The sequence below is a fragment of the Methyloceanibacter sp. genome (assembly GCF_035650995.1).
Taxonomy (GTDB): Bacteria; Pseudomonadota; Alphaproteobacteria; order Rhizobiales; family Methyloligellaceae; genus Methyloceanibacter.
The window spans coordinates 1-23,330 of record NZ_DASRGO010000096.1; the positions used below are offsets into that span (position 1 = coordinate 1).

The 23,330-nt window shown below is 64.3% G+C and carries 28 protein-coding genes; 10 read left to right on the forward strand and 18 right to left on the reverse strand.

Annotated features, from left to right (window positions below; all coding sequences use genetic code 11):
* Both VFB18_RS07490 and VFB18_RS07495 read right to left on the reverse strand, forming a co-directional pair.
* A partial coding sequence (locus VFB18_RS07490; RefSeq protein WP_324973011.1) for an argininosuccinate synthase occupies positions 1-1,107 on the reverse strand: 1,107 nt, incomplete at its 3' end.
* Between the two features lie 51 nt (positions 1,108-1,158).
* Positions 1,159-2,034 carry a phosphatase PAP2 family protein gene (locus VFB18_RS07495; protein WP_324973012.1) on the reverse strand — a complete coding sequence of 292 codons (876 nt, stop codon included), beginning with the start codon at positions 2,032-2,034 and terminating at the stop codon, positions 1,159-1,161.
* Positions 2,035-2,191: 157 nt separating this feature from the next.
* Between VFB18_RS07495 and VFB18_RS07500 the strand changes: the two genes are divergently transcribed.
* On the forward strand, positions 2,192-2,419 hold the full coding sequence (locus VFB18_RS07500) for a ChaB family protein (protein WP_324973013.1): 228 nt from the start codon (positions 2,192-2,194) through the stop codon (positions 2,417-2,419).
* A 20-nt stretch (positions 2,420-2,439) separates the two neighbouring features.
* Positions 2,440-2,610 (forward strand): hypothetical protein, encoded by a 171-nt coding sequence (locus tag VFB18_RS07505; RefSeq protein WP_324973016.1) that lies wholly within the window; start codon positions 2,440-2,442, stop codon positions 2,608-2,610.
* Between the two features lie 13 nt (positions 2,611-2,623).
* Here VFB18_RS07505 and VFB18_RS07510 read toward each other — a convergent pair whose 3' ends face one another.
* The gene (locus tag VFB18_RS07510) at positions 2,624-3,061 is read right to left on the reverse strand and encodes a hypothetical protein (protein WP_324973019.1); all 438 of its coding nucleotides are present in this window, start codon (positions 3,059-3,061) and stop codon (positions 2,624-2,626) included.
* Between the two features lie 67 nt (positions 3,062-3,128).
* Between VFB18_RS07510 and VFB18_RS07515 the strand changes: the two genes are divergently transcribed.
* Positions 3,129-3,725, forward strand: coding sequence for a 2-hydroxychromene-2-carboxylate isomerase (locus VFB18_RS07515; protein WP_324973022.1), 597 nt, complete (start codon positions 3,129-3,131; stop codon positions 3,723-3,725).
* A 1-nt stretch (position 3,726) separates the two neighbouring features.
* Here the strand turns inward: VFB18_RS07515 and VFB18_RS07520 are convergent, their stop codons facing one another.
* The 5 genes from VFB18_RS07520 to VFB18_RS07540 all read right to left on the reverse strand — a co-directional run bounded on the left by VFB18_RS07520 (position 3,727) and on the right by VFB18_RS07540 (position 7,075).
* Positions 3,727-4,293 (reverse strand): peroxiredoxin, encoded by a 567-nt coding sequence (locus VFB18_RS07520; RefSeq protein ID WP_324973025.1) that lies wholly within the window; start codon positions 4,291-4,293, stop codon positions 3,727-3,729.
* Positions 4,290-5,468, reverse strand: a complete 1,179-nt coding sequence (gene rlmN / locus VFB18_RS07525) for a 23S rRNA (adenine(2503)-C(2))-methyltransferase RlmN (protein WP_324973028.1) — start codon at positions 5,466-5,468, stop codon at positions 4,290-4,292. Before rlmN ends, VFB18_RS07520 begins: the two co-directional genes overlap by 4 nt.
* A gap of 77 nt (positions 5,469-5,545) precedes the next feature.
* A complete protein-coding gene (locus VFB18_RS07530) occupies positions 5,546-5,845 on the reverse strand; it encodes an HdeA/HdeB family chaperone (protein WP_324973031.1) in 300 nt (99 codons plus the stop codon).
* Between the two features lie 98 nt (positions 5,846-5,943).
* On the reverse strand, positions 5,944-6,453 hold the full coding sequence (locus VFB18_RS07535) for an invasion associated locus B family protein (RefSeq protein ID WP_324973034.1): 510 nt from the start codon (positions 6,451-6,453) through the stop codon (positions 5,944-5,946).
* A gap of 70 nt (positions 6,454-6,523) precedes the next feature.
* The gene (locus VFB18_RS07540; protein ID WP_324973037.1) at positions 6,524-7,075 is read right to left on the reverse strand and encodes an RNA methyltransferase; all 552 of its coding nucleotides are present in this window, start codon (positions 7,073-7,075) and stop codon (positions 6,524-6,526) included.
* A gap of 242 nt (positions 7,076-7,317) precedes the next feature.
* On the opposite strand from VFB18_RS07540, the gene VFB18_RS07545 reads away from it, so the two are divergent.
* Positions 7,318-8,301 (forward strand): NADPH:quinone oxidoreductase family protein, encoded by a 984-nt coding sequence (locus VFB18_RS07545; protein ID WP_324973040.1) that lies wholly within the window; start codon positions 7,318-7,320, stop codon positions 8,299-8,301.
* 16 nt (positions 8,302-8,317) lie between these two features.
* On the opposite strand, the gene VFB18_RS07550 is transcribed toward VFB18_RS07545, so the two are convergent.
* A complete protein-coding gene (locus tag VFB18_RS07550; RefSeq protein ID WP_324973043.1) occupies positions 8,318-8,722 on the reverse strand; it encodes a YkvA family protein in 405 nt (134 codons plus the stop codon).
* Between the two features lie 203 nt (positions 8,723-8,925).
* Between VFB18_RS07550 and VFB18_RS07555 the strand changes: the two genes are divergently transcribed.
* Positions 8,926-9,870, forward strand: a complete 945-nt coding sequence (locus VFB18_RS07555; protein ID WP_324973046.1) for a DUF2865 domain-containing protein — start codon at positions 8,926-8,928, stop codon at positions 9,868-9,870.
* A 63-nt stretch (positions 9,871-9,933) separates the two neighbouring features.
* Entirely contained in the window at positions 9,934-10,431 is a 498-nt protein-coding gene (locus VFB18_RS07560) for a low molecular weight protein-tyrosine-phosphatase (RefSeq protein ID WP_324973048.1), read from the forward strand.
* On the opposite strand, the gene thpR is transcribed toward VFB18_RS07560, so the two are convergent.
* Both thpR and VFB18_RS07570 read right to left on the reverse strand, forming a co-directional pair.
* Complete coding sequence (thpR, locus tag VFB18_RS07565) at positions 10,428-10,964, reverse strand: RNA 2',3'-cyclic phosphodiesterase (RefSeq protein ID WP_324973051.1); 537 nt, start codon at positions 10,962-10,964, stop codon at positions 10,428-10,430. The two genes, VFB18_RS07560 and thpR, sit on opposite strands and share 4 nt — an antisense overlap.
* A 26-nt stretch (positions 10,965-10,990) precedes the next feature.
* Positions 10,991-12,031, reverse strand: coding sequence for an NADP(H)-dependent aldo-keto reductase (locus VFB18_RS07570; protein ID WP_324973055.1), 1,041 nt, complete (start codon positions 12,029-12,031; stop codon positions 10,991-10,993).
* A gap of 171 nt (positions 12,032-12,202) precedes the next feature.
* Between VFB18_RS07570 and aat the strand changes: the two genes are divergently transcribed.
* On the forward strand, positions 12,203-13,174 hold the full coding sequence (gene aat, locus VFB18_RS07575) for a leucyl/phenylalanyl-tRNA--protein transferase (protein ID WP_324973058.1): 972 nt from the start codon (positions 12,203-12,205) through the stop codon (positions 13,172-13,174).
* A 62-nt stretch (positions 13,175-13,236) separates the two neighbouring features.
* Positions 13,237-14,553 carry a lipopolysaccharide biosynthesis protein gene (locus VFB18_RS07580; protein ID WP_324973061.1) on the forward strand — a complete coding sequence of 439 codons (1,317 nt, stop codon included), beginning with the start codon at positions 13,237-13,239 and terminating at the stop codon, positions 14,551-14,553.
* On the opposite strand, the gene VFB18_RS07585 is transcribed toward VFB18_RS07580, so the two are convergent.
* Positions 14,550-14,717, reverse strand: coding sequence for a hypothetical protein (locus VFB18_RS07585; protein ID WP_324973064.1), 168 nt, complete (start codon positions 14,715-14,717; stop codon positions 14,550-14,552). The genes VFB18_RS07580 and VFB18_RS07585 overlap by 4 nt on opposite strands.
* Positions 14,718-14,847: 130 nt before the next feature.
* Here VFB18_RS07585 and VFB18_RS07590 point away from each other — a divergent pair, with 130 nt between their 5' ends.
* Positions 14,848-16,218 carry an ATP-grasp domain-containing protein gene (locus VFB18_RS07590; RefSeq protein WP_324973067.1) on the forward strand — a complete coding sequence of 457 codons (1,371 nt, stop codon included), beginning with the start codon at positions 14,848-14,850 and terminating at the stop codon, positions 16,216-16,218.
* A gap of 8 nt (positions 16,219-16,226) precedes the next feature.
* Here VFB18_RS07590 and VFB18_RS07595 read toward each other — a convergent pair whose 3' ends face one another.
* From VFB18_RS07595 to VFB18_RS07620, 6 genes are read right to left on the reverse strand one after another with little or no spacing between them, the layout of a single operon-like run.
* Positions 16,227-17,108, reverse strand: coding sequence for a serine protease (locus VFB18_RS07595; RefSeq protein WP_324973070.1), 882 nt, complete (start codon positions 17,106-17,108; stop codon positions 16,227-16,229).
* Positions 17,109-17,140: 32 nt separating this feature from the next.
* The gene (locus VFB18_RS07600) at positions 17,141-18,043 is read right to left on the reverse strand and encodes a serine protease (protein ID WP_324973072.1); all 903 of its coding nucleotides are present in this window, start codon (positions 18,041-18,043) and stop codon (positions 17,141-17,143) included.
* Between the two features lie 41 nt (positions 18,044-18,084).
* Positions 18,085-18,990, reverse strand: coding sequence for a serine protease (locus tag VFB18_RS07605; protein WP_324973075.1), 906 nt, complete (start codon positions 18,988-18,990; stop codon positions 18,085-18,087).
* 17 nt (positions 18,991-19,007) lie between these two features.
* Positions 19,008-19,916 (reverse strand): serine protease, encoded by a 909-nt coding sequence (locus VFB18_RS07610; protein WP_324973078.1) that lies wholly within the window; start codon positions 19,914-19,916, stop codon positions 19,008-19,010.
* A gap of 25 nt (positions 19,917-19,941) precedes the next feature.
* The gene (locus tag VFB18_RS07615) at positions 19,942-20,835 is read right to left on the reverse strand and encodes a serine protease (protein ID WP_324973081.1); all 894 of its coding nucleotides are present in this window, start codon (positions 20,833-20,835) and stop codon (positions 19,942-19,944) included.
* A 55-nt stretch (positions 20,836-20,890) separates the two neighbouring features.
* A complete protein-coding gene (locus VFB18_RS07620) occupies positions 20,891-21,784 on the reverse strand; it encodes a serine protease (RefSeq protein WP_324973083.1) in 894 nt (297 codons plus the stop codon).
* Between the two features lie 124 nt (positions 21,785-21,908).
* Here VFB18_RS07620 and VFB18_RS07625 point away from each other — a divergent pair.
* On the forward strand, positions 21,909-23,330 hold a 1,422-nt coding region (locus VFB18_RS07625), incomplete at its 3' end, for a hypothetical protein (protein ID WP_324973086.1).

A 23,330-nucleotide genomic window follows, 5' to 3' on the forward strand; every position in this document is an offset into this window, starting at 1 on the left:
GATCTTGTCGGAGTAGAGCGACTTGGGCGATGAGCGGCCGATGACAGTGACATTGCCCTTGTAGAGCTTGAGCTTCACCTTGCCCTCGACATGTTCCTGACTCTTATCGACAAGCGCCTGCAGCATCTCGCGCTCGGGCGAGAACCAGAAGCCGTAATAGACGAGCTCGGCATAGCGCGGCATCAGCGAGTCCTTGAGGTGCATCGCCTCGCGGTCGAGGGTGAGCGATTCGATCGCCCGGTGCGCGACATGAAGGATCGTGCCGCCCGGCGTCTCGTACACGCCGCGCGATTTCATGCCGACGAACCGGTTCTCGACGAGATCGACGCGCCCGATGCCGTTGTCGCGGCCGAGCTCGTTCAGCTTGGTGAGGAGCGCGGCCGGCGACATCGCCTTGCCGTCGATCGAGATGGGATCGCCCTTCTTGAAGCCGATGGTGACGACGGTCGGCTTGTCGGGCGCATCCTCCGGCGAAATAGTGCGCTGATAGACGTAAGGCGGCGGCTCGGCGCCCGGGTCCTCGAGCACCTTCCCTTCGGATGAGGAGTGCAAGAGGTTGGCGTCGACCGAGAAGGGGGCCTCGCCGCGCTTGTCCTTGGCCACCGGGATCTGGTGCTTCTCGGCGAACTCGATCAGGTCGCTGCGCGACTTGAATTGCCATTCGCGCCAGGGGGCGATCACCTTGATGTCGGGGTTCAGCGCATAATAGGTGAGCTCGAAGCGGACCTGGTCGTTGCCCTTCCCCGTCGCGCCATGGGCGACAGCGTCGGCCCCGGTCTCGCGCGCGATCTCGATCTGACGCTTGGCGATGAGCGGCCTCGCGATCGAGGTGCCGAGCAGATAGACGCCTTCGTAGAGCGCGTTCGCCCGGAACATCGGGAAGACGAAATCGCGCACAAATTCCTCGCGGAGATCCTCGACGAAGATCTCCTTGATGCCGAGCAGCTCGGCCTTCTTGCGGGCGGGCGCAAGCTCCTCGCCCTGGCCGAGATCGGCGGTAAAGGTGACCACCTCGCAACCATAGGTCTCCTGCAGCCATTTCAGGATGATCGAGGTGTCGAGCCCGCCGGAATAGGCGAGCACCACCTTCTTGACGTCGGTCGGCATGCAAAAACGCCTCGGGCTAATTCGAAGCGGTCTCAAAAAACCGCGGGCGGACTATAGGCGGCCCGCGCGTCCGCGCAAGTATTGCCCGACTTCGCCGAGGGCCCATCCCGACAAGGTCAGGAGGATCCCTACCCCCGTGAGAAGGGTGCCGATGCCCCGGTGGAGGGCGGCCGATGCGCGGGTAATAGCCCGTTCCATCCTTGCGTCGTTGCGCCTGAGCGGGTCGAGCATGAGACGGTACAGGACCGCGACGATGACGATGGTGATCACGCCGGCGAAGACGACGTCGGTAACGAAATGCCGACCAAAGGCGATGCGCAAACCCCCGACCGCGGTGCCGAACACCACGGCGCCCCCGAGCGCAAAGGGCCTTATTTGAGGCGGCGCCAGGCTCGCGGGAGCGACCGTCCAATAGGCCTGGCTCGCCTCGCCGGAGACGAAGGAGCAATTCCGGGTGCAGGCGCTGCTTGGGTACCACCAGGGCTGGAAGGGGGCGGTGCCCGCGAATTGCTGGACGAAATTCGGCCGGGGCCTGCCCCAATTCTCCTTAAGCAGAAGGTTGCTGGTCAAACCCGGGCCGAGCAGGAAGGAGCCGACGAGAAACAGGACAACGGAGGGCGGCATCAACATCGACGATGCCGGGAAAATGAGCTTGCGCAAGAGGACGAGCGCGGCCGGTGCGAGCAGAAGATAGGGAATCCAGTTGGCGATGCGCCGGATCACGTTGGCCGAATAGTCGACCGACAGCGGAAATTTGGCCGCCTGCGGGTTGAAGAAAAGCGCCGCGATCCGAATATCCCAATCGGGAAAGGCGGCGAACAGAATGCCCAAGGAAACGCCGACGGCGACGGGCACAATTAACCAGCCGCGCGACACGGCAAATCCCACTCCCCCAAGCCCGGGCCGGACCACCCGGTCCCGGCGCATCGATCCTGGCGCAACTTCGATGGCGCTTCGATTACACGATGATGACGCGCGCGGCCAGAGCTTGATCCTGGTCAGAGCGCCACACGTTTGTCCAGCTCTAGTCCTTGGAACCTGCCGCAAAGATCGGCGTTCCCTTGCAAGGCCGGAGGATGAGGTCATGCCGTATCGCAGCAACCGAGAGCTGCCGGAGAACGTGCAAAACGTCCTGCCGAGTCATGCCCAGGACATTTATCGCGAGGCCTTCGACAATGCGTGGGCCGAATATGCCGACCCGAGCAAACGGCGCGGAAACGAATCGCTCGAGGAGGTGGCGCATAAGGTGGCCTGGGCGGCGGTGAAGAAACAATACGAGAAGGTGGGAAACGAATGGCGACCCAAGGGCTAGACAATTTGCATGAGGAACTGGTGCGGCGTCTGACCGAAGCCGAGAGCAGGCGCGGCTTTGCGCTCCGCAAGCGGCAACGGGAGGGTGAGTCGAGCGCCTGGCACGAAACCGTGACCAAGCACTTGCCTGAGTCGTGGCCTGCGGCGCGCCTCGCGCTGCAAGCGCGCATCGCCGCCCTCGACATTCAGTGATGCGGAACGTGCATCAAGCGTTGCGGCCGGCGAGCAGCCAATAGACGAAGCCGCCGGCAAAACCCGCGGTGAGGAAGATCGCCATATATTGGCTCGAGGCGACGGCCTCGGCATCGGAGCCGCGAGCGCCGACCATGAGCGGGATTGCAGCAAGCGCGATGCCGCCCGCCGGCACGTAATACATCCACGAGCGCAGCCTCAGAACTTCCCCGGCGACGGCCGCGACGAGCGCGGGGAGGGAGGTGAGCGCGGGCCCCACCGTTCCGGCAAACAACACCATGCCGAAGACGGGCGCCCCATGGTGAAGCACGGGGTCGTGCGGGGCCGCGGCCCTCAGCTCATCGCCGACCCAGAACGCTCCAAGAGCGAAGAGCACGGCGAGCGCGGTAAGAGCGGCAAGCCCGAAGGCGAGCATCACCCAGATCCCGCGCAAGATCGTTTTGAGAATCACAGGGCGCCCCTTTCGTCGGCACGATCATGAACTATAAACGGCGCAAGCCGGGAGCGGGAGCGGGACGATGGTGGCAGTCGAGTTCTGGTACGAGTTCGGAAGCACCTATTCCTATCCTGCGGCGATGCGCATCGAGCGGCTGGCGGGGGAGGCGGACGTTCCGCTCCTCTGGCGGCCCTTCCTGCTCGGGCCGATCCTGAAGGAGCAGGGGCTCAACGACTCGCCCTTCAATGTCTTCGCGGCCAAGGGCCGCTATATGTGGCGCGACCTCACCCGCATCTGCGCGGCCGAGGGACTGCCATTGATTCGGCCGCCAATTCGCTTCCCGCAGAACGGGCTCAAGGCGGCGCGTCTAGCTCTTGTCGGCGAAGCGCAAGGTTGGACGCCGGACTTCACCCGCGCCGTGTTCCTCGCCAATTTTGCCGAGCAGAAGGATATCGCGAGCGAGGAGACGCTCGCGACGATCCTCTCCGGCCTCGGCGTCGATGCAGACGCGGCACTCGCCGAGGCGCGCACGCTTCCCGTCAAGGACAGGCTCCGCGCGCAGACGGAGGAGGCGTCCCGCCGCGGCATCTTTGGCGCGCCGTCCTTCTTGATCGGCGACGAATTGTTCTGGGGCAACGACCGACTCGAGGCGGCGCTCGCCTGGGCAAAGCGCGCGTAACTTATGCGCTCAGCTTGCCTTGCAGCCAACGAACGACCTCGCTTGCGTGCCGATCGGGCGGGAACACCGGATAGAACACGTGCTCGATCTTGCCGCCGTTCACGACGAGGGTCAGCCGTTTGATCAAGCGCATGCCGCCGATCTCGAAGGTCGGCAGGTTGAGTGCGGCTGCGAGCGAACGGTCTCGATCGCTCAGCACTTCGAAGGGGAGGTGGAGACGCTCGACCATTTCCTTCTGATAGGCAGTGTCTTGTGTGCTCAATCCGAACAGTCGCGCACCGAGTGCCGCAAGTTCTGCCGCGTGGTCGCGGAAGGCACAGGCCTGAGGCGTGCAGCCGCGCGCCCCGGGAATTGCATCCCATCCGTCCGGGAGAGCCTCGCCGGGCCTGCCGGTGCGAGGGTAACAGTAGATGACGGTGCGTCCCTCGCCCAGGGCGCCCGCATCGACGAAGCGGCCGGAGGTCGAGGCGAGTTTCACATGCGGCATCACCGAGCCCGGCAGGTGATTGCAGGCGCCGTCATCGACGGGGCGAGGCAGACCGGGGGGAAGCTCGGTGAATCCACTCACGTCGAAGGTGCAAGCTGAACGCTTCTGCGCTGCCTGATGCTTTCGCTTCTAAGCTGGCCGCACGCCGCCATGATGTCGCGCCCGCGGGGAGAGCGCACCGGACTCGCATAGCCCGCGCGGTTCACGACCTCGGCGAACTTCTCGATCTGCTCCCAGTCGGAGCACTCGTACGGCGCGCCGGGCCAGGGGTTGAAGGGGATGAGATTGATCTTGGCCGGGATCTTGGCCAAGAGCCGCACCAGCTCCTTCGCGTCGGCGACGGAGTCGTTCACGCCCTTCAGCATCACATACTCGAAGGTGATGCGCTTGGCATTGGAAAGGCCAGGATAGTTGCGGCACGCTTGCAGCAATTCCTTGATCGGCCATTTCTTGTTAATCGGCACGAGCGTGTCGCGGAGATCGTCGCGCACGGCGTGCAGCGAGATGGCGAGCATGGTGCCGGCCTCCTCGCCCCAGCGCGGAATCTCGGGCGCCACGCCCGAGGTCGAAAGCGTGGTGCGGCGCTTGCCGATCGCCAGCCCCGCGCCGTCGGCGGCGACAGCGCAGGCGTCGCGCACGTTGTCGAAATTGTAGAGCGGCTCGCCCATGCCCATGAGCACGACGTTCGAAATCTTGCGCGCGGCGTCGGGGAGCCCGCGCGGGTCAGGGGGTGTCGCGCCCGGCCAGTCGCCGAGCCGGTCGCGCGCGAGCATGATCTGGCCGACGATCTCGCCCGCGCTGAGGTTGCGCACGAGCTTCTGCGTGCCGGTGTGGCAGAAGGAGCAGGTGAGCGTGCAGCCGATCTGGCTCGAAATGCAGAGCGTGCCGCGGTCCTCCTCAGGGATATAGACGGTCTCGATCTCCTTGCCGTCGGAAAGGCGGAGCAGCCATTTGCGCGTGCCGTCGAGCGAGACCTGCTCGGTTACGATGGCGGGCCGCTCGAGCGTGAAATTCGCTTCGAGCTCGCCGCGGAGGTCCGTGGCGATGTCGGTCATGGCGAGGAAATCTGTCTCGCCGCGCACGTAAAGCCAGCTCCAAAGCTGGCGGGCGCGCATGCGCGTCTGCCGCTCGGGCACGCCGAGATCGGCGAGACGTGCGGCAAGATCGGTGCGGCTAAGCCCGACGAGGGACGGCTTTTGCGCCGTCTCGCTCTTGCCAACGGGGGCGAGCTCGCCGCTCGGTAGAGACAAGGTCATGATTTCGAGGCCTCGCCGGACGACCCGGCGCTTGCCCTAATATCATGATGCGGCGCCCAAATGCCAAGCGGCGTGGGCTAGTCGCTCATCGCGTCGTCGGCGAGGTCGAGCACCTTCTTACCGGGATCGGCCTGACAAGCGATCAGCAGCTTGGCGAGGTGTCCGGCCATCTTGCCGAAATCGATCGTGGCGGGCTCGTCGTCCTCGGTGTAGTAGCCCTCGAACCACATCATGATGAGGCCCTTGTTGTTGTCGTCGTAGTTGATGAATTGCTCGCAGGTGAGCTCGCTCACATCGAGGGCACTGTCGGCGGCGAAGGCCGGCTTGGCGCACAGCAAAAGGGCGGCGGCAACGAGCGTTGCGTGAAGCGGTTTCATGGGATGTCCTTTGAGAGAGCGGCGGGCGGCGGAGATGCCATGCTACGCCGTGCCGGTGACGCCAACAAGAAGGCGAGCGCGAAAGGATCGGCGCGCCGTCAACCGCCGCATTCCTTGGCGGCGCGATCGAGCGCGTCGTTGAACCCGTCGAGCGAGTAAGTATCGGTGGTCGCCGTGCCGCGCGCGGATTTGCCCTCGACCTTCATCGAGCTTCCCGACTTCATCGCCTCGACCAGCTTGGCTTCCATGTCGGGCTTCTCGACGAAGGCCCCTTCGTCCTTGGTGAAGAGCTCGAATTTGGCGGTTCCGACCGTCACCGTTACCTTGGCGCCGGCAGCGAACGGGTAGCCCATCTTCACACTCACCTCGTTCACCACATTATCGGCCGGCCAGCGCGAGATGTAGAAATAGGTAGGGTCGCGTTTGATGCCTTTTTTGGGCAACGAATCCTTGGGCTTGGCGACGGCGAAACAGACCTTCGGCGTGCCGGCCGAGGCGTAAGCCGACCATTCTTTGAATTTCTCCAGGAGGGTCACATCCTGCGCCAATGCAGGCGTTACGCACACTATCGAGACGAACAGGCTGATGGCTCGAACGGCTCGGTGCATCTCCCCGTCCCCGATTCGTGAGCAGGCGCGCAGCATATCCAAACGATCTTCCCTTGGCCAGAATGGTTGGTCAACCCTGCCGGCGCCGCCTCCGCGGGCCTCCTTGCACGTGGCGCGCTTCCGGGGCGGGCGAGCCGCCCTCGGCGAGGGGGCGCGAGGCGAAGCAGCCGAGCGAGCGCAGGCGGTCGTACATGACGATCGCGCCGGCGGTCGCGACGTTGAGGGAGAAGGCCGAGGGAATCCGCACGAGATGCTGGCAGCGTGCGGCGAGCTCCGGCGTCAACGCTCCCCGCTCAGGCCCAAGCACGTAGGCGGCACGAACAGGGTGGGGGAAGCTCGGGAGATCAGCCGCCTCATCGAGTATCTCCACCCCGACCAGGCTGCACCCCTTCGGCAGCTTGAGCTCGGCGAGGCTTCGCCAGTGATAAAGGGGAAGGTGGCTTGCGGATTTCGAGGTGTCGGAGCGCAGCTCGAGCGCTTTCTCGTCTGCGGCGATGGTGAAGACGAAGCTCGCCCCGAAGGCGTGTGCCGAGCGCAACAGATTGCCGAGATTGACGGCTTTCGAGATGCCTTCGACGCCGATGGCGAAATAGCCGCGCGTAGCCGGGAGATGGGCTTTCACGGTGCCCTCTTTGCCATGGGCTTCGATCCGAAAAAAGGGCGGCTCAGGGGGCCCTGAAGGCCTGGTTTTCCACGCTTTTCACGTCATGCCAAGCCCGCTTTGGGCCCATTATGCATTGCCTGGGTCAGACCCCTCAACCATAGTCGATGCGGGCTGAACCGAGCGAGGCCGTTGCGGAGTGAAGCCCCGAGCGCCTATGTGATCGGTGACGTTTTGATTGGTCTCATGCCGGTGGAAGGACAATGATTCGGGTAGCGCAGTTCAAGGAATTCAACGGCCCGCAGGCTTTGCAACTCGAGGAGGTGATCGAGCCCGTTCCTGGACCGAACGATGTCCTCATCAAGGTCACGGCGGTCGGGTTGAACTTCTTCGACACGCTTCTCCTGCGCAACAAGTACCAGGTGACGCCGCCGTTGCCTTTCTCACCGGGCGCCGAAATTGCCGGCGTGATCGAACGGCTTGGCACCGATGTTACTGATCTAGAGGCCGGGCAAAGAGTGGTTGCCTTTATCGGCGGCAATGGCTGCCGGGAGAAGGTCGTTACCAAGGCGAGGAACGTCATCCCGATCCCGGACGGAGTGAGCGACGAAGTCGCCGCCGGCATCCCGATCACCTACGGTACGGCCATTCACGCTTTCAAGGACCGCGCCAAGTTGCAGCCAGGCGAGACGGTCGCAGTGCTCGGAGCGGCAGGGGGCGCAGGTCTCGCTGCTATCGAGATCGCCAAGCTGATGGGGGGGCGCATCATCGCGGTGGCGTCGTCCGGCGATAAGCTCGCGCTTGCCCGCGAGCATGGCGCCCACGAGGGGATCAACTACGAGACCGAGGACCTCAAGGCGCGGCTGAAGGCGCTCACCCTGCCAAAGGGCGTCGACGTGCTCTACGACACGGTGGGCGGACCCGCGGCCGAGCCGAGCCTCCGCGCCATGGCGTGGGAGGGACGCTATCTCGTGCTCGGCTTTGCCTCGGGCACAATCCCGAAAATTCCCCTCAATCTCTTGTTGCTCAAGGGTTGCTCAATGGTCGGGGTGTTCTGGACGTCGTTCGTCGAGCGCAATCCCGTGGCGCACCGCGCCAACATGGTTCAGTTGCTCGATTGGTGCGAAAAAGGGCTGATCCGGCCGCACGTGCATGCGAGCTTCGCACTGGAAGAAACGGCAAAGGCGCTCTCGCTGATCGAGGCGCGCAAGGTCACCGGCAAGGTGATTATCAACCCGCAACTCTGAGCCGGGAACCCGAGCTTCACGCCTTGGGCGGCAGGTCCTTGTCGAGCGCACGGGCGGCGGCGGCCCGATGCGCCGGAGTGATGTGCGTGGCGACGAGGCCGATCACGGCGGTAATCAGGGCAGCGTCGTCGGCGAAGCCGAGCCCCAGGATGACGTCCGGCACAAAATCGAAGGGCAGAATGAAATAGGCAAGCGCCGCGAGCAGCATGCCGCGCACGCGCATTGGGGTCGCGGGATCGAGCGCGCAGTAGTAAGCGGCGACGAGGTCCTCGGCGAATGGGAGCTTACCGGCAAGGCGTTTGAACTTGGTCCAAAAATCGCGCCGGACCCAACGCTCGCGCTCGGCGAAGGCGGAGCGCGAAACATCGCCGCCGCCAAACGCGGCGTTCTTGAGCTCGCTGGCATCGTTCCAGGCAATCATGGCTTCCACCTCGCGAACGGCTAAGTCCCGATCCCACGCAAAAAAATAGGGCACGGGTCGGAGCGCTGCAAGGATCGGCGACAAAGTTTTAACCCTCTCAAGCCTCGCGTCTCCTGCTTCTCGGCTCATTTGCCGGAGCTTCACCAATGCGAGGGCATAGTCGGCGCGCCGGATCAAGAATGCACCGGCGGGAGGCGAGAGCCGTGTTGTGTCGAGTTCCGCTCATCGCGAGCCTGATCGTGCTCGTCGTCACAGCCGTCATCGCCGGCACAGCGGTCATCGCTGCCGAAGCCGGGACGTCCACCGAGGGCACGGACTCGGCGGCCATCAGCTCGGCCGACGCCCCGCTTGCCAGCAAGGCTCAGCAGCTTGCGGCCGTGAAGCGCTCCATCGCGGAGGCGAAGTGCGACTATGCTGTGGACGCGGCGATCGTCGAGGCCTGCGATCAACTGCAAGCGCAAGCAAAGATGCTTGAGGGAGAGATCGAGGCGCTGCAGGCGCAAGCGGCAAAGCCGGCGGAACAGGCAACGCTGCTACTGCCGCGAGCGAAGCCCTACAGTTTCGCCGCGCGCACCAGCCCGAACATGAGCTACCGCACCTTCTGTGTGCGGGAATGCGACGGCTTCTATTATCCGCTGAGCGAGGCCTCGAAACCGGACGCCTTCCTCGCCGAAGAAGCCAAGTGCCGGGCGAGCTGCTCGTCGCCGGCGAAGCTGTTTTATACGCCCGCCCCGGGGGAGGATGCCGCGGCGATGGTCGCGCTTACAGGGGAGCGCTATAGCGAGCTTACCAACGCGTTCCGCTATCGCAGCGAGTATGTCGAGGCTTGCACCTGCAAGCCGATGCCGTGGACGGCCGAGGCCAAGGCCGCGTTCGTCCGCCGCGCCATCCTTGCCACGCGGACGCCGAGCGAGTTGATCGTGGCGGAAGGTGCGGGCGAGGTGGCAAAGCTGCTGGCCAACGGAGAGGTCAAGGTCGAAGTCCGCCTCATGAGCACGAAGCGGAGATATGGCCGGGCAGTTGTCGAGCGGACGGGCGTGCGACCGCTCTTGTTCAGACCCTTCCGCAGTGGCTTCGGCTTGGGCGCGCTGGCCTCGGCCGAACCGGTGCCGCAGCGCCACGTCTTCCGGTTTCGCGGGCGCGACTAGGCTCCTATTTCCATCGGGATGGCAGCTTGCGCGAGATGCATACCGCGTGAGAAGAGAACCCGCATGACAAAGCATCGTCTGCTGTTCGTATGCCTCGGCAATATCTGCCGCTCGCCGATGGCCGAGGGCGCGTTCCGCCGTGCCGCCGCTCAGCAGGGCGTGCTCGACCGCTTCGAGATCGACTCGGCGGGATTGGGCGACTGGCATGTCGGACAGGCGCCCGATGCCCGCGCGCAAGACGCCGCCGGCCGCCGCGGCATCGACATTTCGGGCCAGAGCGCGAGGCAGGTCACCCGCGAGGATTTTGCGCGCTTCGATCTTTTGCTGGCGATGGACGGGTCGAATTACGAGGACCTCGCGCGGCTTGCGCCGAAGCGCGAACGGCACAAGATCCGCCGCTTTCTCGATTTCGCGCCGCATGCCAGCACCAAAGACGTGCCCGATCCCTTCTTCGGCGAGGCGGAGGGTTTCGATCACGCGCTCGATCTGATCGAGGAGGCGTCGCGCGGCCTGCTCGCTGCGCTCCTCAGCGAGGAGGAGGCCTCCGCGAAGCGCGGCTAGTCCTCGAGCGGGTAGGCGGCCTCGACGACATAGGGCCCGCCGCCGACCGAGTCGCGCGACGAATAGAGTACGAACCGGTTCACGATGAAGGGGTCGGCGAAGACGCCGCCCTGGTGCTCGAGATAGGCCGCAACCGCGTCGGCGCGAGCGTTACGAAGCCGCGCCAAGGTGACATGCGGCATGAAGTTGCGACCCTCGGCGGGAAGGCCGGCCTCGCGCGCGGCGCGGTCGTTGGCACGGCGCAGTGCATTCAATCCCTCGGACGGAGCGACGCCGGCGAAGATCGCGCGCGGCTTGTTGCCGCCGAAGCTGCCGAGCCCGTTCAGTCTGATCTCGAACGGCGGCATCTCGATGGCGCCGAGCGCCTCGGCGAAGTCGCGGGCGGTCATGCCATCGACATCGCCGATGAAGCGAAGCGTCAGGTGATAATTCTCGGGATCGATCCAGCGCGCTCCGGTGAGGCCTGCACGAAGCAATGTGAGCCGCTCGGCCAAGGGGCGGGGGATTTCGATCGCTGAGAACAGCCGGGGCATGGTGGCGACTCTTCTACCCCCAACAGTCAGGGGCATGGGTTCGGATAGTCAAGATGGATTTGCTCGATGTCCGCAAGCACGTGGTCCCCGAGCTCAAGGGTAAGGGCGGCGATGTCGGTCTTAAGCTGGGTCATCGTGGTCGCGCCGATGATGGCGCTTGTGACAAATGGCCGCGACGCAGCGAAGGCGATCGCCATTTGCGCCGGGTCGAGCCCGTGACGGCGCGCAAGCGCCACATAGGCGGAGATCGCCTTCGGCCCGTTGCCCTGCTCGTAGCGGCCGAGCCGGTTGAACAGCGTCTTGCGCGAATTGGGCGGGAGCGCGCCGCCCTCGTATTTGCCCGAGAGGTAGCCTTGTCCGAGCGGCGAGTAGCCGAGCAAGCTCACACCCTCACGATAGGTGATCTCCGACAGGCCGATCTCGTAGGAGCGGTTGACCAGATTGTAGGCATTCTGAACCGAGACGATGCGCGGCAGGTCGTGCTGCTCCGAGGCCTTGAGGAAGCTCATCACGCCCCATGGCGTCTCGTTGGCGAGACCGATGAAGCGGACCTTGCCGGCCTCGACGAGCCGCGCCAATACCGCGAGAATCTCGCCGATCGGGTGGCTCTCGCCTTCGAGGTGGAGGTAATCGAGCCCCTCGAAGATGCGCATCGGCCGGTCGGGCCAATGGAGCTGATAGAGGTCGATATAGTCGGTCTTGAGCCGCGCGAGGCTCGCGTCGACGGCCTCGGCGATCTGGCTTGCGCTTTGCCGGGTCGGTCCGCCGTTCTTGCGGAGCCATGACATCTTGCCCCGGCCGGCCACTTTCGTGGCGACGATGATCTTGTCGCGATTCTTCCGCGAGGCGAGCCAGGTGCCGACGATTTCCTCGGTGCGACCTTGCGTCTCGGGTCTGGGCGGCACGGGATAGATCTCGGACGCATCGAGGAAGTTGATGCCCTGCTCCACTGCATAGTCGAGCTGGGCGTGAGCTTCGGCTTCCGAGTTCTGCTCGCCGAACGTCATGGTTCCGAGGCAGAGCGGGCTAACCCTGATTCCGGTGCGGCCGAGCTCGCGGTATTTCATGTCCTCACCCTCGCAGGGAAGACTGCGGTATTAACGATGAATCAACCTAAAGGCGGCGACTCCTCGCGGATCCCACCTTCGCCTTTGTTAATGACTTGAGAGGTAACAGAGAAGGACGTGACGCGCGACGTCGCGCGGGCGCGGCGTCCGGCAGCAACAGGCATGGCAGGTATGAGGACGGCAGTCCAGGCGCGCGCGATCGCCGCAACGGGAATAAGAGTCGAGGCCGCAATGGCCGAAGCGGTCGATCGACCGGAACCGCGCTTCGCAGAGACAATGGCGCAGCGCCTGCGGCGCTACGTGCTCGGCGCGGCTTACGCGCTACGGCCGAACCGCATCGCGCTCTTGCCGCGGCTCATTTGGATGAGCCTCGCCTATTGGCTTGCGCCGGCCGGTACGCGCGACAAACTCCCCAGCCATCCCGTCTATTACAGCTCGCGCGGACTCGTCGGCATCAGCAACGATCTATCGGTCGAAGCCCTTATCGCCAACTACAAGCGCGGGTATTTTCCCGTTTGCCATATAGGGCCGATGAAATGGTGGTGTCCGGAAGAGCGTGCGGTGATCGATCCCGCGCTGACTCATGTCGGGCGAAACCTGCGCCGGCTCCTTCGCCGTAAGAAATTCAGAGTCACAATGGATCAGGATTTTGCCGGCGTGATCGCGGCTTGCGCCAAACCGAGACCCGGCAAGGCGCCCCTCACCTGGATCACGCCGCGGGTGATGCGTGCCTATTACGAGGCGCACAAGGCGGGCTGTGCCCACTCCGTAGAAGTGTGGGACGAGAAGGGGCGCCTGGTCGGCGGACTCTACGGGCTCGCCATCGGCAAAGTGTATTTCGGCGAGTCGCAATTCTCCGCGGTCGAACACGCCTCGAAGATTGCGACGGTGGCGCTTCACCGGCAGCTCGCCGCCTGGGGCTATCACCTCCGCGACGGCAAGTGGATGACGTCGCATCTCGCGAGCTTCGGCTTCAGGGCAATGAAGCGCGACGACTTCAAGGCTTTACTCGATCTCTACGCCGACGTCCCAGGCAAGACCGGTTCTTGGACCTTCGATCCCGATCTCGACCTCGCAGACTGGCCGCTCGATGAGAGCAAGTCAGAAGCGAAACCTGGTCCCGCATCGTTGAAGGTCGCGTGATGGGCCGGCAAGGCGCATACAAGGCCGCCCCGACACCCTTTGCCGCGCAGAGGCCGCTCGTCATGAAGTTCGCGCGACTGTTCTCGACCTCGTCGCTCCTGTCTCTTGCGCGCGTCGCCGGGGCCGTTGCCGGATTCGGCACCCAGATCGTGCTGGCGCGAACGCTGCAAGCGAGCGCTCTTGGCGTGTTCTACTCGGTCACGAGCCTTGCCGCCGTGGTGGGGCTGATCGCGGCCCATGGCTACCCGTCGATCGCCGCGCGTTTCATGCTCCGCTACCGGAAGCAGGGCAGGGAAGGCCTGGTCGCCGCCTTCGTGCAGCGGTCGCGGCACGACGTGACGGTCTATGCGGCGATCGCAACAGCGGCCGTGCTTGCCTTCGCGCTGCTATGGCCTTCCTTCAGCAGCGAGGTGCGGCTGGCCCTCGTTGCCGCCGCGCTGTCCATTCCAGCCAATGCCTCGTTTCGCCTCAACGGGACCTTCGCCAACACGATCAGGCGCTTTGCGCTCGCCTACCTGCCGGACACCTGCATCAGGCCGTTCTTGCTGCTCGGCGGCATCGGGCTTCTGCTCGCCCTTGGCATGACCCTGACCGCGAGCAGCGTCACCTTCCTTCTCACCCTCATCCTCGCGAGCCTCGCCTTCACCCAATATGCACTGCTCGCCAAGGACATGCCGAAGGGGAACGCGGCGCCGTCGCCGCGGCGGCTTCTCACCCTTTGGCGGCGCGAAGCTACGCCCCTGATTCTCGTTGCGCTGATCACCAATTTCTTCGCCGATGTCGCCATCCTGATGGTCACCCCGCTCCTGTCGAGCGCCGACACGGCGTCGATCGGCATTTGCCTCAAGCTTGCGCTGCTCGTCGGCTTCGCTGTGCAGGTGGCGCATCAGGTCGTGGTGCCGGACCTCGCCAATGCGCGGGCGCGGAAGGATCGCGAGTCGATCAGACTTGCGGGCTTGCGCGCGCTCGTTTTCCCGCTCGCCAGCACGCTTGCCGCGACCGTCGTCGCGGCGCTATGGGGCAAGAGCATCCTCGCGTTGTTCGGACCGGAATTCACCGGGGCGAAGGCCGCGCTCGTCATCCTGATAGGGTGCCAGCTCCTCCGCGCCGTCTTTGGTCCGAGTGTGGCACTGCTGACCGTGATCGGCGCGCAGAAAGAGAACGCCGCGCTCGCGGTCTTGGCGCTCGTTGCGCTCGGGGGCGCCGATCTTGCGCTTGCACCAAGCTATGGTGTCCTCGGCGCCGCGGCCGGGGTCGCCATTGCAACCTTGGTGTGGGTGGTGGGTTGCGCGGTGGTGCTCTACCGCTTGAGCGGGCTCAGGATCGACGCTCCCTATCTCATCGGCCAGTTGATGGCCGTCCGCTCGGCCCCGGCCTAGCCCGCGCGCACTGCGCCGACGGCGACTTCTGCGGCTCCCGTCTTTTCGATCTTTTGCTCGGCCTGCTCCGTCGCAAACAGGGTCGTGAACAGGAGCCAGGCGATGAAGGCTGCGACAGTGAGGAGCGCAATGGCGCCGAAAATCTTGCCGAAATGAAGAGGCATTGATCGGTGAAGTTTCCCTGCTGAAGGCCGCGACAGTAGCGAACTCGCAGGGTTCGATCAATCTAGCTTTGCTGGCGCTGTCCGGCTAGAACGGACCCGCCAGACGCTCGTGGGCACGAGGGACGCGCCGATGAAATGTGCCGATGGATCTTACGCGCGAGGCACGGTCCATGAGGCGCGCACGATTCTCGTCGTCAGCGCCACGCATCGCGATCATCGCGAGATCAGGCGCCTCTTCCCCTCGGGAATCGACTTCCGCTTTCACGATTATGCCAGCACGTGCCTCGAGGAGCTGATCACGGGGAACGAGCGCGAGGGAGATCGCGCCGAGGACCCGCATATCGAGGTCGGCCGTATCCTCGCCGGGCTCGACGGTACGAAGGTTGCAGCGGTTGTCAGCACCGACGACTATCCGGGTGCTGCGCTCGCGGCGATCATCGCTCAGGAACTCGGTCTGCCCGGCCCCGATCCGCGCGCCGTGCTGATCGCCCAGCACAAATACCTTTCGCGGTTAAAACAAGTCGAGGCCGTTCCTGAGGCGGTGCCCCCGTTCTTCCTGATCGACACGGCGGAAGGCGCCGAACTTCCCGAGGAGCGGTGCTTTCCACTGTTCGTCAAGCCGGTGAAGTCGTTCTTCTCGGTCGGCGCCGAGAAAGTCGCCTCGCGCGCCGAACTTGTCGCGCTTCTCCCGCGCTGGCGCAATTGCGACGAATTCTTTCTACCCCTCGAGCGCATGCTCGAGCGTTACGTCGGCGGCGGCATCGGCAGCGAACGGCTGATCGCCGAAGGCGTGCTCGAGGGCGTGCAGGTCACGGTCGAAGGTTACGCGTTCGGCGGCAGAGCGACAGTCATGGGCGTCGTCGACTCGATCATGTTCCCGGGCACCATCGCATTCTCGCGCTTCGACTATCCCTCACGCTTGCCGGAGGACGTGCAAGCCCGCATGGCCGATATCGCCGCAAAAGCGATGGAGGCGCTCGGTTTCGACAACGGTCTATTCAACATCGAGATGATGTACGACGCCCGCTCGAATCGCGTTTCGATCATCGAGATCAATCCGCGCATGGCTTCGCAGTTCGCCGATCTCTACGAGAAGGTCGACGGCACGTCGAGCTATCGCATTTTGCTCGATATCGCCGAGGGAAGGGAGCCGCGCTTCACGCGCCGAGAGGGCCGCCATCCCTTCGCTTCGAGCTGCGTGCTACGCACTTTCGAGGACAAGATCGTGGCCCGTCTGCCGGGCGAGGAGGAGCTTACGCATCTCGAGGCGCTCCATCCCGACATAAGAGTTGAGCTTCACGGCCAGGTCGGACAGAAGCTCTCGGATGAGCTTCAGGACGGGCACAGCTATCGCTACGGTATCGTCAACCTCGGCGGGCACGATCTCGCCGATGTGCTCGCGAAATTCGAGGCCGTAAACGCAATGCTGGGAATTGTGCTGATCCCCGCCGAGGCGTCAGAGCGACCGTCAGGCGCTGAGCTTGCAGTCGCCGCGGGCTGAGGCCAGGCTCAGTTGTTGGCGATCGTCTCCGCGATCCAATTCTTGAACGGCGCGACGCGGGCATAAACGCCGGGCGTGGCGCTGCCGCAACCTTGGCCCCAACTGACCACGCCCACCTGCAGGAAGTTGCCGCTTAGGTCGCGGACCACCAGTGGGCCGCCCGAATCGCCCTGGCAAGTATCCTTGTTGGTCCCGCTCACGAAGGCACAGATCTCAGTGTCGGCGATGTCCGTGGCCGGCTTGGCCCCCGTGAAGGCCGCGTTGCAGGTTGAATTGTCGACCCAGTCAAGCTCGACCTCGCGGAGCTTGATCGGCGATTCCACCTTCTCCTTCACCTCGGGCCCGAGATCGGACATGAGCGCGGTGAAATCGTCGTCGAACGACCACAACGTGCCCCACCCGCTCACCGTCACTCTCGCGCCGGGTACGAGATATTCCTTGTCGGCTTCGAGGTCGGCGAGCGGCACGGTCTTGGGATCGGCGATCGGCGTCTTGAGCTTGAGCAGGGCGACGTCGGCCTTTCCGTTCAGCCCTTTCTCCAGGAATTCGGGACGCGCGAAAACCTTCTCGACTTCGACCTTGGTGGTCTTGGTGCGGTCGTTCGAGCCGTAGCCTATGACGATGTCCTCGGGATCGGTCTGGGTCGTGGGTCCGCGACCGAGATCCCCGTCGGTGACGCAGTGAGAGGCGGTCAGCACCCATTGCGGGGCGATGAGCGAGCCGCCGCAGAAGCCCCTTTGGTCCTCCATCGACGTATAGAGGCGCACTTGATAGGGAAATTTGCCCTCGGGCGCCTCGGTCCCGTCGACGATCATCTCGTTGTCTTCGCCGCGCGCGAGACCGCTCACGACAAAGAGCGCGCCGAGAGTGACGGCGAGGCTTGCAGTCAACGAACGCGCTCTTTTCATGGCCGTGCCCGCTCTCAGTTGTTCTTGATCGTATCGTTGATCCAATCGGTAAAGGACGACACGCGGGCGAACACGCTCGGCGTAACGGTATTGCCGCAGATCGTGCCCCAGCTCACGACGCCGACCTGGGTGAAGCCCGAGGGCGTGGCGACAACGAGCGGTCCGCCCGAGTCGCCCTGGCACGAGGCCTTGGTCGTGTCCTGATACATGGCGCAGATTTCGGTGGGAGCGACGGAAAGCTTGTCGGCGGCGAACGCGGCGTTGCACGTGTCGTTGTCCATCGCCTCGATCTCGACCTCACGGAGCTTCAGGGGGAAGTTCAGCTTGTCGTTCATCTCCTTCCCGTTGCCGAGGTCGGGCATCAATGCGGCGACGTCCTTGTCGAAGGGGCTCCAGAGCGCACCCCAACCGGTGACGGTCACCTTGGCGCCGGCGGAGGCGAGCCGCTTGTCGGCTTCTGGATCGGCAAGGCTCACAACCGGCGCGTCGGGAATCGGCTCGGCCAGCTTGATCAGGGCGACGTCATGCTTGCCGTCCAGACCCTTGGCGAGGAACTCCTCGCGCGCGAAGATCTTCACGGCCTGTATCCTCTTGGTCTGCGTGCGGTCGTTCGAGCCGTAGCCGACGACGATGTCTTCGGGGTCCTTCTGCGTGGCCGGTCCCTGATTGAGATCGCCGTCGGTCACGCAATGCGATGCGGTCAGCACCCATTGCGGGGCAATGATAGAGCCGCCGCAAAAGCCGTATTGGTCCTCCGTCGAGGAATAGAGGCGCACTTGGTAGGGATATTTGCCGTCGGGAGCCTCCTTGCCGTTGACGATCATCTCGTTGTCGTCGGCGCGCGCGGCCACCGACAATTGCCAGCAGACCCCTAGCGCCATCATCAGGCCCGCAGTCAGGACTCGAACTCGGTTCATTGAATTGTCCTCCATGGGACGCCGCCATCCGGACGTCGCCGTCAGTTACTTTCCATCGTGTCCTTAATCCAGTCCGTGAACGGCGAGACGCGCGCAAACACGCTCGGCTTCGTTGTGCTGCCGCAGATCGTCGTCCAGCTCACGACGCCGACCTGGTAATAACCTTGCGGCGAAGCGGCGGCCTTAACGAGCAGCGGGCCGCCGCTGTCACCCTGGCAGATGTCCTTGGTGGTGCCTTTGACCATGGCGCAGATCTCCGTCGGCGCGACGGTGAAGGGCGACCCCGCGAAGACGGCCTTGCAGGTCGAGTTGTCCATGGCGTCGATCTGGACTTCGCGCAGCTTCACCGGGAATTGCCACTTGTCCATCATCTCCGAGGCAGAGCCGAGCTCCGACATCAGCGCTCCGACGTCCTTGTCGAAGGGGCTCCACAGCGCACCCCATCCAGTCGCCGTGAGCGGCGTTCCCTCGACAACGAATGTCTTGTCGATGGCGGGATCGGCGAGGGAAATGACCTTGGCGTCGGGGATCGGCTGCTTCAGCTTCAGCAGAGCCACGTCGCCCTTGCCGGCAATGCCATCCCGCTTGAACTCGTCGCGGATGACGATCTTCACGACCTCGACCTTTGTGGTCCGAGTCCGATCGTTGGAGCCGTAACCGACCACGACTTTGTCGGCGTCCTTGACCGTATGCGGCCCGATTTCTTTCTCGCCCACAGTGACGCAATGGCCGGCGGTCAAGACCCACTGCGGAGCGATGATGGTGCCGCCGCAGAAGCCGCGCTTGTCGTTGAGCGTGGAGTAGAGCCTCACCTGCCAGGGATATTTGCCTTCCGGCGCCTCGGTCCCGGCGACGATCATCTCGTTGTCGTCGGCAGCAAACGCGTGGCCGGGCGCGAGGCCGAGAGTTGCGAGCAAGACGGCGACAAAAACATCACGCGGTAACATCCAACGACTCCGCTTCGTCAGTTGTCTCGCATCGTCGCGTCGATCCAGTCGGCCGAGGTCGAGACCCGCGCGAAGACGCTCGGTGTGCCGGTCGTCGCGCATTTGACGCTCCAGCTCACCACGCCGACCTGGAGCAACCCTCCGGGAACGTCGGCCGGCACGACGATCGGGCCGCCCGAGTCGCCGTGGCACTGCGCCTTAGTGGCGCCCTTGTACATGCCGCAGATTTCGCTCTCCCACACCTCGCCCTGAAGCTGCTGATAGGCGGCGTTGCAGGTTTGCGTATCGACCGCTTCCACCTCGACCTCGCGAAGTTTGAGCGGCGCCCGCCACTTCAGCAGCATTTCGTTCGCGGGGCCGAGCTCGGCGAGAAGCGCCTTGATGTCCTCGTCATGGGCGTCCCATAAGGCGCCCCAGCCGGTGATGGTCACCTTGGTGCCGGGCACGAGATATTTCTTGTCGCTTTCGGGGTCGGCGAAGGCGACGACCGGCGCGTGGGGAATCGGCCGCTTCAGCTTGAGGAGAGTCAGATCGACCTTCCCGCCGCGCCCCTTCGCCAGGTAATTCGGGTTGACGATGACCTTCTCGACTTTGATCTTCTTCGTCTTGGTGCGGTCGTTCGAGCCGTAGCCGACCACGACCTTGTCGGGTCCATTGGCGGTGGTCGGGCCGTTGGCGAAATCGCCTTCGGTCATGCAATGGGCGGCGGTCAGCACCCATTGCGGGGCGATGATCGAACCGCCGCAGAACCCGACCTTGTCTTCCATCGAGGAGTAAAGCCGTACCTGATAAGGATATTTGCCTTCAGGCGCCTCGGTTCCTGCGACGATCATCTCGGTGTCGCCGGCGGCCAATGCCCCGCGCGTGACGAGGACCAAAGCGCCAAGCGCGAGAGCACCAGCTGTGGCGAGAAATGCACGAGTCATATCAGCGACTCCGCGACCAGACCCTTCAGTTGCCGGACATCGCCGTATTGATCCAATCCGAAAAGGACGAGACGCGCGTGTAGACGTTGGGAAGATCCATGTTGCCGCAGCCACGGCTCACGACGCCGACCTGAACGAAGGTTCTCGGCTTCGGCGAGGCCATCAAAGGGCCGCCCGAATCGCCATAGCAGGCGTTCTTGCGCGAGCCCGGTTGCATTGCGCAGATGCTGCTCTCGACGATCTCGGTGCCGGAGCCCTGGAACACGGTCTTGCAGCTTTCGTTGTCCATGACCTGGATATCGACCTGATGCAGCTTGAGCGGATAGTTCAGCTTGTCGCCGAGATCGGCTCCGGCAGTGAGCTGCGAAAGCATGGCGAGCACGTTCTTGTCGTCGGGATTCCATACCGCGCCCCAACCGGTGACGGTGACCGTGGCGCCCGGCGTCATCAGCTTCTTGTTCATTGCGGCATCGGCGAGCGCGATCGGCTTCGCATCCGGAATCGCCTCCTTGAGCTTAATGAGCGCGATGTCGGCGTTCGATGCGGCGCCCTTGGCGAGATAGTCGGGATTGACGACAATCTTCTCGCTTTCGACCTTCGTGGTCTGCGTGCGGTCGATGCTGCCGTAGCCGATCACGACGGCATCGACGGGGGCGACGTTGGCGGTCGCGGTCGGATCGGCGACGACGCAATGGGCCGCGGTCAGCACCCATTGCGGGGCGATGATCGAGCCGCCGCAACGCCCTTTGTCGTCCTGCATCGAGGCGTAGATGCGCACCTGCCAGGGGAACTTGCCTTCCGGCGCGACCTTGCCGCCGACGATCATCTCGTTGTCGTCGGCGCGGGCGAGGCTCTGCAGCCCGCACATCACTCCAAGCGTCAGCAAAGAATAGGCAGCAAACTCGCATGCTCGCGTCATGGCGCGACTCCGGGTGGGTTGTGGATTAACGGTCCTGGTGGGCATTGGGGATCACTCACTGAGACTTCATGGTGCTGTCGATCCAGTCGGTGAAGGAGGAGACGCGCGTATATACGCCCGGGTAGAGCGGGTTGCCGCATTGCGGACCCCAGCTCACGATGCCGAGCTGCACGTAGCCGCGAGCCACCGCGCTCGCCGGCGCCACGAGCGGGCCGCCCGAGTCGCCGAAGCACGAATCCTTGCCGCCGCTCGGACCCGTGGCGCAGATCTCGGTGTCGCCCACGGTGAAAGCTGGAACGTCGAGCGCCTTGTAAACCGATTTGCACTCCCCCGAATCGATCACCTCGATATCGACCTCGTGCAATTTGCGCGGCGCGTTAAGCTCCTGCTGCTCGAGAAGTTTGCGTTCGGACAGACTCCGGCGGCCGGCCATGACGTCGACGGCGTTCTGGAACGCCTGGAAGTCCCAGATTGCCCCCCACCCGGTGACGGTGACCTTGGCCCCGGGGACATCGATGCTCTTGTCGACGTCCGCATCGGCAACGGCGATGGTGGGTGCATCGGGGATGGGTTGCTTGAGCTTGATCAGACCGAGATCGGCCTTGTCACCCTTGAGGTAGTCGGGGTGGACGATAATCTTCTCGCTTTCGATCTTGGTGGTCTCGGTGCGGTCGTTGGAACCGTAGCCGACCACGACTTTCTGGGTATCGAGAAGGCAGTGAGCAGCGGTCAGCACCCATTGCGGGGCGATGATCGAGCCGCCGCAGAAGCCGACCTTGTCATCCATGGTGCTGTAGATGCGGACCTGCCAGGGATATTTGCCCTCATCGACCGGGCGACCTCCGACGATCATCTCGGTGTCGTCGGTGGCAAGAGCCGCCTGACTAACGACGCAGGACAGCGCGGACAGCAAAAGAAGTTCCGCTACAACAGCATAGACTCGCGTCATTCGATTTCTCCAGATACCGGCTTTGATGTTATCGAAGGCTTGCCGTAAACCGAAGCGCGTGTTGCAAGGCGACGCATTTTATCTATCGACCCCAAGACTGTACATTAAAGTTTGGTGAGGCTTGATGACCGACGGGCAGACCAGCGAGAGCGCGCTCGACGGGATCGAGGCGGAGGTTGACGCCAACGCCGATCCCGGCAAGCTCGCGCCGCGGCTGCGCGAGCTGCTTGCAACGCTGCCGAAGGATTCGCCGCTGCGCGCCCGGGCGCTCCGCCTGAGCGGGGTGGTGAAGAACCGGCTCACCTTGCCGCGCGATGCGCTTGCCGATCTTGTCGAGGCGCGCCGTGCGGCGGTCGCCGCCAAAGACTATGGCGAGCTGTCCAATATCGCGCGCGAGGCGAGTGTGGTTCACGCGTGGCGCGGCAATGACCGCTCCGCGGCGCTCGAACTGCTGCAATCGCTTGCTTTCGCCTCGATCCAGGACAATCGGGCCGCGCTGTCCCGCGCGCTTGCCGAGACCGGTCGCATCGAGCTCGAGGGCGGGCGCTATGAGCGCGCGGCGACGCTGTTTCGCGAGATCGCCGAGAGCGCGGCCAAGGATCTCCCGACGCGTCAAGCGCAGAGGCTCAAAGTGAACTTCTGCCAGGCGCTGAACCGGACCGGCAGTGCCGACCAGGCCCTCGCCATCGCGCGGCAACTGAAGTCGGAGCTTCCCGCCGGGGAGGGCCGCCTTTCTTTCCTCGTCCGCATCGAGGAGACGCGCGCCTTCGCGGCGCGCGGTCAATTCGCGGAGGCCGAGACGAGTCTGGCCGAGGCGGAAGCCTATCTCGCCGATTCGAGCGATGCGTTCAGGCGCCTCGAATATCTCGAGGCCAAAGGCGAGCTCGAGCTGCTCAAGGGCGATAGCGCAGCGGTCGAGACGCTTGGGCAGGTAGCGAACGAGTTCGCCGAGCAGGATTTGACCGCGCGCGCGGCGATCGTGCGGGTCAAGCTCGCGAACGCGCTGTTCAGAGCTGGCAGGGACGAAGAGGCGCGCGAGGCGCTTGCGCTCGCGCTCCGCAGTGCGATCGCCGCCGACCTGAGCGAGCTTGCCGATCGCATTCGCTCCGACATGATGAAGAGCGACGGCGGCAAGCATCTCAAGGAGCTCGCCGAGGATATCGAATCGATCGGGGGAGGAGCCGGCGTCTCGCGGCGGTTCATCGTGCTCGGCAGGCTCGGAGGCGGAGGCGGGGGACAAGTCGACCGCGCGCTCGATCTGACCGACGGCGAACAGGTCGCTCTGAAGAAGGTCGATCTCACCGCCTATAGCGCCGAGCAGCGCAGGCGCGCCATCGAGTCCATCAAGGCCGAATATGCCTGCGCGCTCAGCTTGATCCACCCCGGCGTCGCCCGCGTGCGCGATCTTCTGATCGAGCCCAAAGCCGCGATCTATATCATGCAGGAGTTCATCGACGGCCCGACGCTGCGCAAAGCCCTCGCCGGCGGTGCGAAGCGCGAGCAGCTTCTCGGCCATCTCGCCGGCGTCGCCGATGCGCTCTCGGCG

What these genes read in the sequence shown, in the direction of transcription:
- rlmN (WP_324973028.1), bottom strand. Translation starts at nt 5,468, where the DNA reads ATGACCTTGTCTCTACCGAGCGGCGAGCTCGCCCCCGTTGGCAAGAGC.
- VFB18_RS07580 (WP_324973061.1), top strand. Translation starts at nt 13,237, where the DNA reads ATGAAGTTCGCGCGACTGTTCTCGACCTCGTCGCTCCTGTCTCTTGCG.
- VFB18_RS07550 (WP_324973043.1), bottom strand. Translation starts at nt 8,722, where the DNA reads ATGATTGCCTGGAACGATGCCAGCGAGCTCAAGAACGCCGCGTTTGGC.
- VFB18_RS07545 (WP_324973040.1), top strand. Translation starts at nt 7,318, where the DNA reads ATGATTCGGGTAGCGCAGTTCAAGGAATTCAACGGCCCGCAGGCTTTG.
- VFB18_RS07605 (WP_324973075.1), bottom strand. Translation starts at nt 18,990, where the DNA reads ATGTTACCGCGTGATGTTTTTGTCGCCGTCTTGCTCGCAACTCTCGGC.
- VFB18_RS07560 (WP_324973048.1), top strand. Translation starts at nt 9,934, where the DNA reads ATGACAAAGCATCGTCTGCTGTTCGTATGCCTCGGCAATATCTGCCGC.
- aat (WP_324973058.1), top strand. Translation starts at nt 12,203, where the DNA reads ATGAGGACGGCAGTCCAGGCGCGCGCGATCGCCGCAACGGGAATAAGA.
- VFB18_RS07570 (WP_324973055.1), bottom strand. Translation starts at nt 12,031, where the DNA reads ATGAAATACCGCGAGCTCGGCCGCACCGGAATCAGGGTTAGCCCGCTC.
- VFB18_RS07515 (WP_324973022.1), top strand. Translation starts at nt 3,129, where the DNA reads ATGGTGGCAGTCGAGTTCTGGTACGAGTTCGGAAGCACCTATTCCTAT.
- VFB18_RS07495 (WP_324973012.1), bottom strand. Translation starts at nt 2,034, where the DNA reads ATGCGCCGGGACCGGGTGGTCCGGCCCGGGCTTGGGGGAGTGGGATTT.
- VFB18_RS07535 (WP_324973034.1), bottom strand. Translation starts at nt 6,453, where the DNA reads ATGCACCGAGCCGTTCGAGCCATCAGCCTGTTCGTCTCGATAGTGTGC.
- VFB18_RS07590 (WP_324973067.1), top strand. Translation starts at nt 14,848, where the DNA reads ATGAAATGTGCCGATGGATCTTACGCGCGAGGCACGGTCCATGAGGCG.
- VFB18_RS07530 (WP_324973031.1), bottom strand. Translation starts at nt 5,845, where the DNA reads ATGAAACCGCTTCACGCAACGCTCGTTGCCGCCGCCCTTTTGCTGTGC.
- VFB18_RS07600 (WP_324973072.1), bottom strand. Translation starts at nt 18,043, where the DNA reads ATGAACCGAGTTCGAGTCCTGACTGCGGGCCTGATGATGGCGCTAGGG.
- thpR (WP_324973051.1), bottom strand. Translation starts at nt 10,964, where the DNA reads ATGCCCCGGCTGTTCTCAGCGATCGAAATCCCCCGCCCCTTGGCCGAG.
- VFB18_RS07500 (WP_324973013.1), top strand. Translation starts at nt 2,192, where the DNA reads ATGCCGTATCGCAGCAACCGAGAGCTGCCGGAGAACGTGCAAAACGTC.
- VFB18_RS07615 (WP_324973081.1), bottom strand. Translation starts at nt 20,835, where the DNA reads ATGACGCGAGCATGCGAGTTTGCTGCCTATTCTTTGCTGACGCTTGGA.
- VFB18_RS07610 (WP_324973078.1), bottom strand. Translation starts at nt 19,916, where the DNA reads ATGACTCGTGCATTTCTCGCCACAGCTGGTGCTCTCGCGCTTGGCGCT.
- VFB18_RS07620 (WP_324973083.1), bottom strand. Translation starts at nt 21,784, where the DNA reads ATGACGCGAGTCTATGCTGTTGTAGCGGAACTTCTTTTGCTGTCCGCG.
- VFB18_RS07585 (WP_324973064.1), bottom strand. Translation starts at nt 14,717, where the DNA reads ATGCCTCTTCATTTCGGCAAGATTTTCGGCGCCATTGCGCTCCTCACT.